The 14032-nt window shown below is 68.8% G+C and carries 14 protein-coding genes; 11 read left to right on the forward strand and 3 right to left on the reverse strand.

Annotated elements, in window-relative coordinates:
- Nucleotides 1-225: 225 nt before the first annotated feature.
- From CAM01S_RS12510 to CAM01S_RS12560, 11 genes are all read left to right on the forward strand, one after another.
- The gene (locus CAM01S_RS12510) at nt 226-891 is read left to right on the forward strand and encodes a response regulator transcription factor (RefSeq protein ID WP_066522330.1); all 666 of its coding nucleotides are present in this window, start codon (nt 226-228) and stop codon (nt 889-891) included.
- Nucleotides 888-2054: a HAMP domain-containing sensor histidine kinase gene (locus CAM01S_RS12515; protein WP_066522334.1), complete on the forward strand. Its 1167-nt coding sequence runs from the start codon at nt 888-890 to the stop codon at nt 2052-2054. The genes CAM01S_RS12510 and CAM01S_RS12515 overlap by 4 nt, the downstream gene beginning before the upstream one ends.
- Nucleotides 2055-2101: 47 nt before the next feature.
- Nucleotides 2102-2563, forward strand: coding sequence for a hypothetical protein (locus tag CAM01S_RS12520; RefSeq protein WP_157071562.1), 462 nt, complete (start codon nt 2102-2104; stop codon nt 2561-2563).
- A complete protein-coding gene (locus CAM01S_RS12525) occupies nt 2563-3600 on the forward strand; it encodes a peptidoglycan-binding protein (protein ID WP_066522339.1) in 1038 nt (345 codons plus the stop codon). The genes CAM01S_RS12520 and CAM01S_RS12525 overlap by 1 nt, the downstream gene beginning before the upstream one ends.
- On the forward strand, nt 3597-4307 hold the full coding sequence (locus CAM01S_RS12530; protein ID WP_066522341.1) for an ABC transporter ATP-binding protein: 711 nt from the start codon (nt 3597-3599) through the stop codon (nt 4305-4307). The genes CAM01S_RS12525 and CAM01S_RS12530 overlap by 4 nt, the downstream gene beginning before the upstream one ends.
- On the forward strand, nt 4304-5485 hold the full coding sequence (locus tag CAM01S_RS12535) for an ABC transporter permease (RefSeq protein ID WP_066522343.1): 1182 nt from the start codon (nt 4304-4306) through the stop codon (nt 5483-5485). The genes CAM01S_RS12530 and CAM01S_RS12535 overlap by 4 nt, the downstream gene beginning before the upstream one ends.
- Before the next feature lie 87 nt (nt 5486-5572).
- Complete coding sequence (locus CAM01S_RS12540; protein WP_066522344.1) at nt 5573-6361, forward strand: DeoR/GlpR family DNA-binding transcription regulator; 789 nt, start codon at nt 5573-5575, stop codon at nt 6359-6361.
- Nucleotides 6358-7341: a 1-phosphofructokinase family hexose kinase gene (locus CAM01S_RS12545; RefSeq protein ID WP_066522350.1), complete on the forward strand. Its 984-nt coding sequence runs from the start codon at nt 6358-6360 to the stop codon at nt 7339-7341. The genes CAM01S_RS12540 and CAM01S_RS12545 overlap by 4 nt, the downstream gene beginning before the upstream one ends.
- A gap of 111 nt (nt 7342-7452) precedes the next feature.
- Nucleotides 7453-9591: a PTS fructose transporter subunit IIABC gene (locus CAM01S_RS12550; RefSeq protein ID WP_066522353.1), complete on the forward strand. Its 2139-nt coding sequence runs from the start codon at nt 7453-7455 to the stop codon at nt 9589-9591.
- A 327-nt stretch (nt 9592-9918) separates the two neighbouring features.
- Nucleotides 9919-10980, forward strand: a complete 1062-nt coding sequence (locus CAM01S_RS12555; protein ID WP_066522358.1) for a serine/threonine-protein kinase — start codon at nt 9919-9921, stop codon at nt 10978-10980.
- Nucleotides 10981-11048: 68 nt separating this feature from the next.
- Nucleotides 11049-11675 (forward strand): phosphoribosylanthranilate isomerase, encoded by a 627-nt coding sequence (locus tag CAM01S_RS12560; protein ID WP_066522360.1) that lies wholly within the window; start codon nt 11049-11051, stop codon nt 11673-11675.
- Here CAM01S_RS12560 and CAM01S_RS12565 read toward each other — a convergent pair.
- The 3 genes from CAM01S_RS12565 to CAM01S_RS12575 form a co-directional block, all read right to left on the reverse strand.
- Nucleotides 11644-12426: an HAD-IIB family hydrolase gene (locus tag CAM01S_RS12565; protein WP_066522362.1), complete on the reverse strand. Its 783-nt coding sequence runs from the start codon at nt 12424-12426 to the stop codon at nt 11644-11646. The two genes, CAM01S_RS12560 and CAM01S_RS12565, sit on opposite strands and share 32 nt — an antisense overlap.
- Before the next feature lie 52 nt (nt 12427-12478).
- A complete protein-coding gene (locus CAM01S_RS12570; protein ID WP_066522364.1) occupies nt 12479-13066 on the reverse strand; it encodes a nitroreductase family protein in 588 nt (195 codons plus the stop codon).
- Nucleotides 13067-13128: 62 nt separating this feature from the next.
- A complete protein-coding gene (locus tag CAM01S_RS12575; protein WP_066522365.1) occupies nt 13129-13965 on the reverse strand; it encodes an exodeoxyribonuclease III in 837 nt (278 codons plus the stop codon).
- Nucleotides 13966-14032 lie beyond the last annotated feature (67 nt).

Raw genomic sequence — 14032 nt, forward strand, 5'->3', positions numbered from 1 at the left:
CGCGCCGGGGCGGAGGCGCGGGGAGCCGCCTCGCGGCTTGCTCGCGGCATCCGTCCGCGACACGCCCGGCTCCGGTCGCGGGAACGCGAGAACTTGCTTCGACCCGCGTCCGATGCGCAGGTTTCTGGCTGCGCGCCGAACGTGAGCGGCGTGTCCGCCCGGGGTCACACGTACGCTCGGCCAGCGCCAAGCCAAATCGTCGTATGTATCTGATACATCTGATGGATGCGTGTTCTCGTAGCTGACGATGAGGCGCCGCTCGCGGAGCTCGTCGCGCGGGGGCTCCGGCGCCAGGGTATGGCGGTCGACACTGTTTTTCGGGGCGATGACGCCGAAGAACTGCTCACGGTGACCCCCTATGACGTGGTCATCCTCGACCGCGACCTCCCCGGAATGCACGGGGACGATGTCGCGCGTCGTGTGCACGAGCTCGGCACGCCGACTCGGATACTCATGCTGACGGCAGCGATCACCCTCACTGACCGCGTGACGGGTCTCGAACTCGGGGCAGACGACTACATGACGAAGCCCTTTGAATTCCCAGAGCTGGTCGCCAGGGTTCGAGCACTCGGACGACGTGCCAGCCCCGCCATTCCTCCGATTCTCGAGCGGCGCGGGATCCACCTCGACACGGGCCGCCGGATCGCGACGAGCGACGGAATGCCACTCGACCTGACCGCGAAGGAGCTGGGCGTGCTCGAGGCGCTCCTCAGCGCAGGTGGCAGGGTCGTTTCGGCGGAAGAACTGCTGGAGCGTGTCTGGGACGCCAATATCGACCCGTTCACCGCAGCAGTGCGCGTGACGATGTCGAAGCTTCGTGCCAAACTGCGCGCGACCGGCCGAGCGGACGATGTCATCACGACCCACCCCGGGCACGGGTATTCACTGTGAGCCGGTGGAGTATCCGAACCCAATCCGCCGTCGTGTTCGCCACCGCGGCAATGGCATTGACCACGCTCGTCGTCGTCTTCACGAACCTCGCATCGCAAGCGGGCCTTCGACGCCAGCTGGGACCGACCACGGCCACATCCGCTGTTTCGCACACACCGAGGGCGAGCGCGGAAGCCCTACCGACCGTGGCGACTGGACCGGCCACAGCAACCCGCGCCGATCACATTCCCGAGGGCGCGTCCAGCATCGTGATCGTCCGCGAAGTCGCCGCCCAGCAGTGGCAGTGGGCGCTCGTCGGCATCGTCGGTGCAGGCATCATCGCGGCGGTGTTGGGCTGGCTTGTCGCCCGGCGAGTTCTGGCACCGATCGACCGAGTCAGCACCACAGCCTCCCGGATCTCCGAGTCGAACCTGCACGAGCGCATAGCGGTCTGCGGCCCGAACGACGAGTTGCGGCGGTTGGCAACCAGCTTCAACGCGCTCCTCGACCGCCTCGGGACAGCGTTTGAACGTCAACGGCGGTTCGTCGGAATGGCGGCACACGAACTGCGCACACCGCTCGCGGTCCAGCGCGCCGCTGTACAGGTGGGGCTCGCAGATGGTGTCGAAATCACCGAGATCGCTGCGATCCGGAACCAGCTCCTCGAGCAGAATCGGCGCACGGAGCGGCTTATCGAGAGTCTCCTGGCGCTCGCGGACGCAGAGCGTGACCTCGACGGGCGCATTGAGTGGGTCGATCTGGCCGATGTCGTTCGTCAGGTGGTCGCAGAGCGCCGCGCGGACGCAACGACAGCTGAACGAACAGTGTTGATTGACGCTCCCACGACCTCGATGATCAAGGCGGAGCCTCGCCTCGTTGCACAACTCGTCGCCAACCTCGTCGCCAACGCGATCGAGTACAACAAGCCGGGCGGCAGCGTCGAGGTGCGGGTTGGGGCGGACGGCCTCGTGGTGCAGAACGACGGCAGCCACCTGCACGCGGAGCACGTCACACGACTTGTCGAGCCGTTCTTCCGGGGTGAGTCCCCGGATGGCGCAGGACGGCATAGCGGGCTTGGGCTCGCGATCGTTGCGGCGATCGTCAGAGCCCACGGATGGACTCTCCGAATGGTGCCGCGACCGGCCGGTGGCCTGAGCGTGACCGTCTGTGTTTCGTCGTCGTAACCGCCCGTAGCCGCTTGCCGAAACTCGACCTCTGGTGGTCTGGGGCCATGAATGATTTTGCTACCACCGTGGTGCGCGGCCTCGTCGTCGTTGTGGCGTCGGTTCTGCTGCCGTTCGGATTGGCCGCCTGTTCGCCCGCCACCGCTGATCGGGCGTCCTCGTCGACATCCTCGCCGCCGCGCAGCGGCCTGCTGCAGTCGTGCTTGACAGAGCGGGGGTACTCCCTGCCGAGCGGGCAGGACGGCGGTGTCTCGACGCTGCAACGGCCGGAGGGTGTCCACGAGCAGCAGTGGCTTGACGACATTCGAGCCTGTTCCGACGGCAACGGGATCGACGTGGGATCGACAGCCGACAACGCCGATCCGGGGCAAGCCGCAGCGATGGCGCGCTGCATGCGAGCGAACGGTGTCGACGAATTCCCGGACAACGCCGATGAACAGGTCGCGTTCAACCGATCGCACCCGGACCTGCGCCAGACGCTCACCGAGTGCATCAAAGAGGTCTACTGATGCGACGCCGAACGATCGGGATCGCGGCGATCGCGGCTCTTGTGGCGATCGGAGGAGGAGCAGGCGCGATCGGCCTCGTCGGTGACCCGGCAACGCGTACCGCGCCCTCCGCAACCGCTCCGCGCGCCAGTACCACGGCCAAGGTCGAGCGGGCAGACCTCAGCGAGATCAAACGGCTCGTCGGATCGCTTGGGTACGAGCAGCCCGTCGCAGTCACGAGCGGAACGCCCGGTACGGTCACGTGGCTTCCGAAGCCGGGAACCGTTCTCCAGCGCGATCAGCCCGCGTTTGCGATCGATGAGCAGCCCGTGCGTTCGATGCACGGCGCGGTGCCGGTGTGGCGCACGATCGCCCCGGGCATGCGTGGGGCCGACGTCCGCCAGCTCAACGAAAATCTCTCGGCGCTCGGCTACGACGTGGCCGTCGACAGCGTCTACGGCCCGCGAACAGGACGAGCGGTGCGCCAATGGCAGCACGAGCGTGGGCTCGACCAAACCGGTCGGCTCGGTGCCGACAGTATCGTGTTCCTCCCGGGCGACGTGCGCGTTGCATCTGTCAGCGCGAAGCTCGGAGGAGCGTCTGGTGGTGAGATGCTTCGCGTGACGGGAACGGGGCGCGTCGTCACTGCGAACGTCTCGGCCGCCGACGCCGACCGGCTCGGCATCGGGACGAGCGTGGCGCTCGACATTCTCGGTGTCGGCGAGTTCGAGGGAACTGTCGTCGACACGGCGCCGCGTGAGGGAGCCGCAGGCGCCGAAGAAGTTGTGATCGTGGTCGCCTTCGACCCGGGGGAGTCGGAGTTGCCGCCTTCGGGAGGTGCGCGCCTCGAGGTCCGCGGTGTCACGAAATCCAATGTCCTGACGGTGCCGCTCGCTGCGATCGTCGCCGGTTCGCGTCAGGACGATTTCGCCGTGGAACGTCGCGAACCGACCGGAGGCACGCATCGCGTCGCGGTTCACGTGACCTTCGTTGCAGACGGCCGGGCCGCGGTGGAGGGAGATCTCGCTGAGGGCGACACCGTGGTGGTTCCGTCATGACCGCGGCAGTTCGGCTGCGCCAGGTCAGCAAGACGTATGGAGGCGTGCGCGCACTGGATGGTGCATCGCTCGAAATCACGGCCGGTGAACTCGTCGCAGTGGTCGGGCCTTCGGGATCAGGCAAGTCGACGATGCTGAACATCATCGGCACGCTCGACCGTGCCAGTTCCGGAACGGTGGAGATCTCCGGGCTCAGCGTCGAGCGGATGTCGGACGACGAACTCTCGTTCTTGCGTGCGCAGCAGATCGGGTTCGTGTTCCAGCACTTCCACCTGCACAGCGGGGCGACGGCCGCCGAGAACGTCGCCGACGGACTGCTCTACGCGGGGGTGGGCCGAGCAGAGCGGTTGCGACGGGCCGAGGAAGCGCTCAACCGCGTGGGATTGCCCCACCGTGTTGGCCATCGGCCGGGTCAACTGTCTGGCGGTGAGAAGCAGCGGGTCGCGATTGCCCGTGCCATCGTCGGTACGCCGTCGCTCGTGCTTGCCGACGAACCGACCGGCGCGCTCGACGCCGCATCCGGCGCCGCGACCGTCGATCTTCTTCGAGCGCTCAACGCTGCGGGAACCACTGTGATCGTGATCACGCACGACCTGGACCTCGCAGCGTCACTCCCGCGGCAAGTTCGGATGCGTGACGGCCGGATCTGCGCCGACGCTTCTGCCTCGCGGGCGGAGCTCGGAGCGGCGATCGGGGAGGCGCGATGAGCGGGCGATCGTCGATCGGAGCATTCGATCTGCTGCGGCTCGGACTGTTCGGGCTCCGTACCCGGCCGACGCGCGTCGTTCTGTCGGCGCTGGGCATCGCGATCGGGATCGCAGCGATGGTCGCGGTTGTTGGGATCTCATCGTCGAGCAAGGCGAAACTCGACCAGGTGCTCGATCTGCTCGGCACGAACGTGCTCACGATCAGAGCATCCCAGCGCGCAGAATTGCCGATACCCGATACCGCGGTGCAATCGGTTCTCCGCCAAGACGGTGTGCTCGATGCCGCGGCCGTCGCGACCGCCGGCACAGGTCGGGTGTACCGGTCGCCGCTCGTCCCTGAGTATCAGTCGAGCGGCATCAATGTCATGGGGTCGTGGGGAGACGTCCCGGGCGTGCTCGGCGTCACGCCGACGTCCGGTCGATGGCTCCCCGACGGCGCTGAGGCGCTTCCGCAGATGGTGCTCGGCTCGGCCGCCGCACGCGCCCTCGGAATCGGCGCGGTGAACGCGAATACCCGTGTCTGGGCGGGCGGCCAGTGGGTGCAAGTCGTCGGCGTGCTCCCTCCGGTGGAGCTTGACCCCGAACTCGACTATGCGGCGTTCGTTCCACGATCGCTCGCGCGAACGATGGGGTTCTCGGGGAACCCGGAGCGCGTGCACGTGCGGGCCGACCCGAACCGCGTCGCATCGGTCGGGGCGCGTCTCGCGCGTGGAGTGAGCCCGCTCGATTCGCAGAATCTCGCCGTGTCGAAGCCGACGGACGCGCTCGCGGCGAAGAACGCGAGTGATGACTCCTTTGCCGGCCTGTTGGTTGGCGTCGGCGCAGTCGCCCTGCTCGTGGGTGGCATCGGGGTTGCCAACACCATGGTCATCACCGTGTTGGAGCGTCGCGCCGAGATCGGTGTTCGTCGCGCACTGGGGGCTCGACGTCGGCACATTCTTGACCAGTTCCTCGTCGAGTCGCTCCTGCTGTCATCCATTGGAGGCATTGCAGGTGTGGCGATCGGGATTGCGGTCACCGCGGCGTTCGCGGTCGCGCAAAGCGCTCCGATCGCGGTTCCCTTCTGGGTGGTCGGCGGGGCGGTTGTCGCAACCGTCGTGATCGGCGGGGTGTCCGGACTGTATCCCTCGACACGGGCGGCACGGATCCCCCCAACGAGTGCGTTGGCAGCCGTTTGAGCCAATCTTTGACTGTGTGAGGTTTTTGCTTGTGTTCATGTTGCAATGCATTTACACTTCTTCGAACACGACGAAGGAGCCTGCCGGATGTACGCAACGGAGCGTCACGACGCGATCGCAGCGCAACTGCTCGAGACCGGCCGTGTCTCGGTGGCTGGGCTCGCCGAGTACTTCGACGTCACCACCGAGACCGTCCGCCGCGATCTCGACGCGCTGGAAGCTGTCGGCGTCCTCCGCCGCGTGCATGGCGGCGCGGTCCCGGCGGCGCGAACGAGCGTTGCGGAGCTCAGCGTCGCCGAGCGCCAAACCCAGCACGGCGAGGCGAAGCTCGCCATCGCCCACGCGGCGATGCGCCTCCTGCCCGCCACGTTCACGGGCTCGATCGCCCTCGACGCGGGCACCACGAGCGCGGCGGTCGCGGAGCAGCTCGCGCTCTGGACGCCGTCGAGTCCGGGCGACACGATCACCGTCATCACGAACTCCGTTCCCATCGCCGCGATCCTGCAGAGCAGCGATCACATCGAACTGCACTTGCTCGGCGGTCGTGTCCGTGGGGTCACGAGCGCAGCGGTCGGCACGGCCACCGTCGAGCAGATCGGCGCGCTGCGGCCCGATATCGCGTTCATCGGCACGAACGGCATCTCCGCCGGGTTCGGCCTGTCCACGCCCGACGAATACGAGTCGGCGGTGAAAGCCGCCTACGTGCTCGCCGCGCGTCGTGCCGTGGTCCTCGCCGATCACACGAAGCACGGCCTGGAGGCGCTGATGCGGTTCGCCAGGCTGGACGAGATCGACACGCTGGTCACCGACCGCATACCTCCCGCCGACCTGGCGGGCGCGCTCGACGACGCCGACGTCGAGGTGGTCGTCGCATGAGCGCCCGCATCGTGACGGTGACACCGAACCCGTCGTTCGACCGGACCATCGACCTCGCCGGCGAACTGCAACGCGGCGCGGTGCAGCGCGCCGTCGCGACAACCGCAGAGCCCGGCGGCAAAGGTGTCAACGTCTCCCGTGCCATCGCCCGATCAGGCGGCGACACGCTCGCCGTCCTGCCCGGCGACCCCGCCGATCCCGTGATCGCCGCGCTCGCCGACCGCGGAATCCCCACGGCCACCCTGCCCATCGGAGCGCCGCTCCGATCGAACGTCACCATCACCGAGCCGTCCGGCACCACGACGAAACTCAACGAGCCGGGTCCGTCGCTCGCCGGCCGTCAGGATGCGTTCGTCGACCTCATCGTGCGTGCCGCCGCTGGCGCGCGCTGGGTTGTGCTGGCGGGGTCGCTCCCGCCCGGTCTTGATGACAGCACGCTCGCGCTCATTGTCGCGGCCCTCCGTGCGCAGCCGAACCCGCCGCGCATCGCGGTGGATTCGTCGGGCGAGCCGTTCCTCGCCGTGCTGCGGGCGGGCCTCCCGATCGACCTGATCAAACCGAACGCGGAGGAGCTCGCCGAAGTTGTCGGCGGCGACGCGGACGCGTACGAGGAAGACCCGACGCTCGCGGCGGCCGCTGCCAGCCGCCTCGTCGCCGACGGTGTCGGTGCGGTACTGCTCACCCTGGGAGGCGCCGGTGCGGTTCTCGTCACCGCCGACGGTGCCTGGATGGCTGCTGCGCCGCGGATCGTGGCGCGCTCGACCGTCGGCGCCGGTGACTCGGCGCTCGCCGGGTATCTCCTCGCCGAATCGTCCGCTGCCGGTCCGGAGCGATGTCTTGCCCAGGCGGTCGCGTCCGGCTCGGCAGCCGCAGCGCTGCCGGGGAGCCTGGTGCCCGCACTCGACCAGACGGCTCCGGACGCGATCGCCGTCGTCCGGCTCGCGCCGTCCGTCGCCTCCGTTCCCCATCCGATCCCCTGACCGTTCCCCCACCGACGATTCCCCAGTCGCCGACCCCCCGCATATCCGACGCCTCAGCGTCCTTCCCCCACCTCAGTTCCGCGCACCTCGCGCGTTTGCAAAGGAGCAATCATGTCCGCCGTGCACAGCGTGGGCACCGGCCCACGCCTCATCAGCACTGACCTCGTCGGCCTCGACGAGGATCTCGGTGCGACGTCGTCAGACGTCATCCGCGTTCTTGCCGACCGCGTCGCCGCCACCGGCCGTGCCGCGTCCGGCGCGACACTCGCCGAGGACGCGATCAAGCGCGAAGCATCGGTGGGCACCGGCGTGCCGGGTGGAATTGCGATCCCGCACGCCCGTTCGCAGTCGGTGACTGAGCCGACACTCGCAATGACGCGGCTCGCCCGGAAGGTCCCGTTCGGGGCGCCCGACGGTGACGCCGACCTCGTCTTCATGATCGCCGTCCCGGAAGGTGCCGACAAAGACCACCTGACCGTGCTCTCCACGCTCGCCCGCGCGCTGATCCGGGAGGACTTCACCGCGGCACTGCGGGCGGCGCGCACCCCCGACGAGATCGTCGCGCTCGTGGATCGCGAGGTGAGCGGAGCGGTCGCCGACGCCGGTGTCGGGTCGGTGAGCCGCGCCTCCCACCCGGGAGGCACGACGGGGCAGGCGGCGGATCCTGCCGCCGCCACGCCGGCCGACGGCGGGCAGGGCGACAGCGGCAAGCGTCGGGTGCTCGTCGGCGTCACCGCGTGCCCCACCGGGATCGCGCACACCTACATGGCCGCGGACGCCCTCGTCGCCGCTGCGAAGCGCGCCGGCGCGGAGATGCACGTCGAGACCCAGGGGTCGTCGTCGGTGGAGCCGCTCGACCCGGCGCTCATCGCTCGGGCCGACGCGGTCGTGTTCGCGGTGGACGTCGACGTGCGCGACCGTGGCCGATTCGCTGGCAAGCCGGTCGTCGAAGGTCCGGTCAAGCGCGGCGTCGACGAACCGGACGCCATGATCGCGGAGGCACTCCGTGCTGCGGAGAACCCGACCGGTGCGCGCGTCGTCGGGGGAGCGTCGGTCGCGTCCGGCCCGGTGATGGCCGGCGGCGGACAGCACCTCGGGCACCACCTGAAGCGATGGCTCCTCACCGGAGTGAGCTACATGATCCCGTTCGTCGCCGGCGGTGGCCTGCTGATCGCGCTCGGGTTCCTCCTCGCCGGGTACGGCATCGCGCTCACGCCCGCCGGTCACACCGTGAACAATGCGGTGTTCGCGCTGCAGAACTACACCCTCGTGCACCTGCCCCCGCAGGGGCTCGGCTACTACCTCGGTGCGGCCGCGTTCGAAATCGGAGGCACGTCGCTGGGCTTCCTGGTCGCGGCACTCGCCGGATACATCGCCTACGCGATCGCCGATCGTCCCGGGATCGCGCCCGGCTTCGTCGCCGGTGCCATCGCCGTGTTCATGAACGCCGGCTTCCTGGGTGGTCTCGTCGGCGGTCTGCTTGCCGGCGGAGCGGCCTACTGGATCGGGCGCATCCCGACGTGGCGGTGGCTGCGCGGCCTGATGCCGGTCGTGATCATCCCGCTGCTGGCATCGATCATCGCGTCGGGTCTGATGCTGCTCGTCCTCGGCGGTCCTATCGCGTGGGTGATGAGCGAACTGTCGAAGTGGCTGAACTCGCTGACGGGCGCCTCCGCGATCGTGCTCGGGATCATCCTCGGGCTCATGATGGCGTTCGACCTCGGTGGCCCCGTGAACAAGGTCGCCTACGCGTTCGCGGTCGCGGGTCTGTCCGCGGGGTCGCCGACCCACCTTGCTCCATACGAGATCATGGCGGCGGTCATGGCGGCCGGAATGGTGCCGCCGCTCGCGATGGCGCTCGCCTCCACCGTGCTCTACCGGGGCGGATTCACGAAGCCGGAGCGCGAGAACGGCAAGGCCGCGTGGCTGCTCGGCGCGTCGTTCATCTCAGAAGGAGCCATCCCGTTCGCCGCAGCCGATCCGCTTCGCGTGATCCCCGCCTCCATGGTCGGTGCGGCCGTGACCGGGGCGATCTCGATGGCGGCAGGTGTCACCTCCCGTGCCCCGCACGGCGGCATCTTCGTCTTCTTCGCGATCGGCAACCTCGGGATGTTCATCGTCGCGCTGCTCGCGGGCACCGTGGTCGCGGCGCTCGTCCTCGTCGGGCTCAAGCGGTTCGTGCGCCGCACTCCGGCTGAGGAGATCGTCGCCGAAGCATCTGCCGACCAGGGCGCGCTCGTCGCCGCCTGAGGCCGGTGCTGCGCTCGGAGCCGCTCTCGTGGCCACGCTTGTGGCCGCTCCGTTTCGGGCCGTTGCGGCTCCGCTCGACCGCGCCTGCCGTACCGCTCCTGAGGGGGAGCCGTACGGCAGGCGCGTGTTCGTTTCACGGCCGCTGGATGCGCCCTGCCGCGGACACCGCGCTGTCCGGACAATCCGGCTCTGATCAGGCCAATCCAAGCCGGACCGGCGTCACGAATGGGTAACGCGCACGCCTGCAGACCGACCCCCGGGTACCGTGAGCCGTGCGCGACGAGAACCCCCGTCTCGCGCTCCGAACCCCTCAGAATCGACGTGCCCATGAGCCTGGTCTCCACCACTGCGCAGACCGATACGGTCCTCGCTGGGCGCTACCGCCTGATGGAACTCATCGGGACGGGCGGCATGGGGTCGGTGTACGCGGCGAAGGACGAGCACACCTACCGCAACGTCGCCGTCAAGCTGTTCGCGGCCCCGCAGGCGATGACGCATGCTGACCGGGTCCGGCAGGAGCGGGAGATCCGACTGCTCAGCATGCTGTCGCACCCTGGGCTCATTCCGCTCTACGATGCCGGAACGCATCAGCTCCCGGATGGACCGCATCGGTTCATCGTCATGGAGCTCATCTCGGATCCGACCCTGCTCCGGCGACTCGCCGACGGACCGCTGCACAGCTATGAGGTCGCCTCGCTGGGTGCGCAGCTCGCGGATGGGCTCGCGTACGTCCATTCGCGTGGCATCGTGCACCGCGATGTGAAGCCCGCGAACATCCTGATCAGCGATCAGGGATCCGCCGGCTTCAGCCGGACGGTCAAGCTGACCGACTTCGGCGTCGCGCACTTCGTCGACGGCACGCGGCTCACCGGCGATGGCACCATCATCGGCACGGCCGCCTATCTGAGCCCGGAGCAGGTCGCCGGCGAGCCCATCACGTTCGCAACGGACGTGTATTCGCTCGGTCTGGTCCTGCTGGAGGCGCTGACCGGCGTTCAAGAGTTCAACGGCACGCTGGTGGAGGCTGCGCTCGCCCGCCTGCAGCGCGACCCGGTGATTCCCGACACCGTCGCCCCCGAGTGGCGGGAGCTCCTCAGTGCGATGACGGACCGCGAGCCGGCGAAGCGGCCGAGCGCGATATCGGTGTCCCGCGTCCTCCGCGGCGGCTCCAGCACGATCACCGGCCCGATTCCGCTCGGCCCGGAACGCGAGGAGCACCGGCGCGACCACCGTCTGCACCGGCGCGCGCATCGCCACGCGAAGCGCGGGACGTTCTCCGCGGTTCGACGCTGGCGGCGCCGGAACGTCATCCTGGGTTCGGTGGGGAGCGTCGCTGTCGGCGCGCTGTGCTGGGGCAGCTATCTGCTCGGTGTGCTGCAGGCGCACTGACCGCACCGCAGCGCGCGGATTTCTCGCGCGAGTGTGACACGACCCGCCTTGCCGGACAGGATGGACGCATGAGCGACCAGCGGTGGATCAAGATCTGCGGTCTCTCCACCGAGGAAACGGTGGAGGCCGCTATCGATGCTGGGGCGGATGCCGTCGGCTTCGTCTTCGCGGAGGGCAGCCCGCGCACGATCGAGCCCGAGCGGGCGAAGGAGCTTGTCGCCGGGGTACCTGATGACATCGATGCTGTCGGTGTGTTCCGCGGGCAGGAGATCGACGAGATCATCGGCATCGCCTCCATGGTCGGGTTGACCACGCTCCAACTGCACGACCGCGAAAGAGCGGCGGACTTCTCGCGAGCGCGGGACGCCGGGTTCTTCACGATCCGAGCGCTGTCGGCGAGCACGTATATCCGAGAATCCGTGGATCAGCGGGCGCAGTTCGACCACGATCTGCTCCTGCTGGACGCCGCGGAGCCCGGAAGCGGCATGACCATCGATCCAGCGGTACTCACGGACGCGGTCGACGAAGCGTGGATCCTCGCCGGCGGACTGACCCCCGCCAACGTCGTCGAGATGATTCAGCGGCTCGAGCCGGATGGTGTCGATGTTTCGAGCGGCGTCGAGTCCGAGCGTGGCGTGAAGGACGTGGGCAAGATCCGCGCGTTCATCGAAGCGGTGCGGAGCGCTCCGGCCTGAGTGTCGGGATGAGGGCGCGGAGGAACTCGTCGGTGTCCTCCCAGCCGCGGACCGCGTGGCACGGAACGCCCAGAGCCTTCACCGGGTAGTCGTTGCCGTCCGGATCGAGGCGGTCGCCGACGAAGAGCATGTCGGCGAGCGCGATGCCCGTGTGCTCGGACAGCTTCTGCATGCCGTACGCCTTGTCGATACCCTTCCGCGTGATGTCGACGCTCGTCGACCCGCCGGAGCGCACCTCGAGATCGGGGAGCTCGCTCTGGACGATTGCGCGGAGCCGGTCCTTCTTCGCACCGGTCGGGTCCCACGCCTTCTTCCGGTCGACGGGCGCGGCCTGCCCGAGGGCGGAGAACGTGATCTGCGACCCACGGTCCTCGAGGATCGGCCCCCAGGTCTCGGTCTCCCAGAGCCCAGCAGCTTTCGCCTGTGTCTCGACTGCGGCAAGCGCGCGCGCCTTCTCGTCGTCCGTGAGGTCCTCTGCGTAGAGCAGCGACCAGTCGGAGCCCGACCACCGGTAGTAGCGGGTTCCGCAGGTCGGGAGCAGATGCAGGTCGTCGACCGCGACGTCGTCGCGAGCGCGGAGGGCGCGAACGAGCTGCTCGTCGAACTGCTGGAACTGGCCGCCGGAGATCACCGCGACCGGGACCTCGGCGAGCAGCGCCGCGAGGGTGTCCACCATGCGGGGATCGAGGGGCGACTTCGACGGAGCGAGCGTGTCGTCGAGATCGAACGCGACGAGGCGGGGCGTAGTCATGGCGACAGTCTGCCAGGGTCGCGGGACCCGACCCTGGCAGCGGCCGTCGCGGCTACTCCTTGACGAGGACGATTTCGTCGAGCGGCAGGCGGGTGCGCGGTGCGGTCTCCCGAGCGGCGGCCTGCTCGTCGAGCACGGACGGGTCGGCAACCGTCCCGATTGCGCTCACGGTGACGGGCACGAACCGGTCGGGCAGTCCGAATGCGTCGCGCAGGCCGTCGACCTCGAAGCCGCCCATCTGGTGGACGTGCAGCCCTTCGGCGTGCGCCTGGACCGCGAGCGCGGCGATCGACTGTCCGAGGTCGTACTCGGCCCAGCGACGCGCGTCGCCGTCTGCTGTCGCGACCTCGGCGATCGCGACGATCAGGGCGCTCGCGCGGAACGCCCACGCACGGTTGAACCCGACGAGGTGCGACTCGATGGCGCGGAACGTCTCGGTGCCGCGACGGCCGACGATAAACCGACGCGGCTGCAGGTTCGCGGCCGATGGGGCCCAGCGAGCCGCCTCGAGCAGCGCGTCCAGCGCGTCGTCGTCGATGGTGGCCTCCGGGTCGAAGGCGCGGGGACTCCAGCGTTCCTCGAGCAAGTCGACGAGCGGCTGGCTGGAGTCGGTGTTCCGGGTCAGTGTGGCTGTGCTCATGGTTGCGCGAACATGCCGTGACGGCACGCTATTCCTTGTCGTTGCAAGTATTTCTGTCGCGGTCAGAAGATCATCGGGCGGTCGTCGTCGAGCGCCGTGTCGACGTCGAGGTCGACCGAGACCGGCACGTGGTCGCTCGGGCCGTCGCCCTTGCGCTCATTGCGGTGGATCGCGGCGTCGGTCACCGTGTCGGCGAAGGCGCTCGACGCCATGATGAAGTCGATCCGCATGCCTTCGTTGCGTGGGAACCGGAGTTGCTTGTAGTCCCAGTACGTGTAGCCCGTGGGGACGAGGGGTCGGACGACATCCCGGAGGCCGCGCTCCTCGAACGCGTGGAACGCGGCGCGCTCCGGCGGCGTCACGTGCGTGTGGCCGGCGAAGACCGATACGTCCCACACGTCGTCGTCGCGTGGCGCGACGTTCCAGTCGCCCATGAGCGCGAGCGGCAGCGTCGGGTCGGCGTCGAGCCACTCGCTCGTGTGGTCGGCAAGGCGGCGGAGCCAGTCGAGCTTGTATGTGTAGTGCGGGTCGCCGACCTCGCGGCCGTTCGGCACATACAGGCTCCACAACCGGACGCCCTCAACGGTGACCCCGATCGCCCGCGCCTCCACCGGCAGGTCGTCGCCCTCGTGCCCCTTGAGGAAGCCCGGCTGGCCGGGGAAATCCCGCTCCACGTCCTGCATCGGCAGCCGACTCGCGAACGCGACCCCGTTCCATTGGTTGTGTCCGTGCGCCTCGACCTGGTACCCGGCCTCCTCGAACAGGTCGGTTGGGAACTGATCCGGTCGACACTTGATCTCCTGCATTGCGAGCACGTCGACGTCGGTGCGAACCAGCCAATCCACGATTCTGGAGGCGCGGGACCGGACCGAGTTCACATTCCAGGTGGCGACACGCATGCGTCGAACTTATCGAACCGGGGCGGTTCCACGCGGCGGATGCCGGGCCGGGATGGACGCTGCGCCG

This window comes from Curtobacterium ammoniigenes NBRC 101786, assembly GCF_001571045.1.
Lineage (GTDB): Bacteria > Actinomycetota > Actinomycetes > Actinomycetales > Microbacteriaceae > Curtobacterium > Curtobacterium ammoniigenes.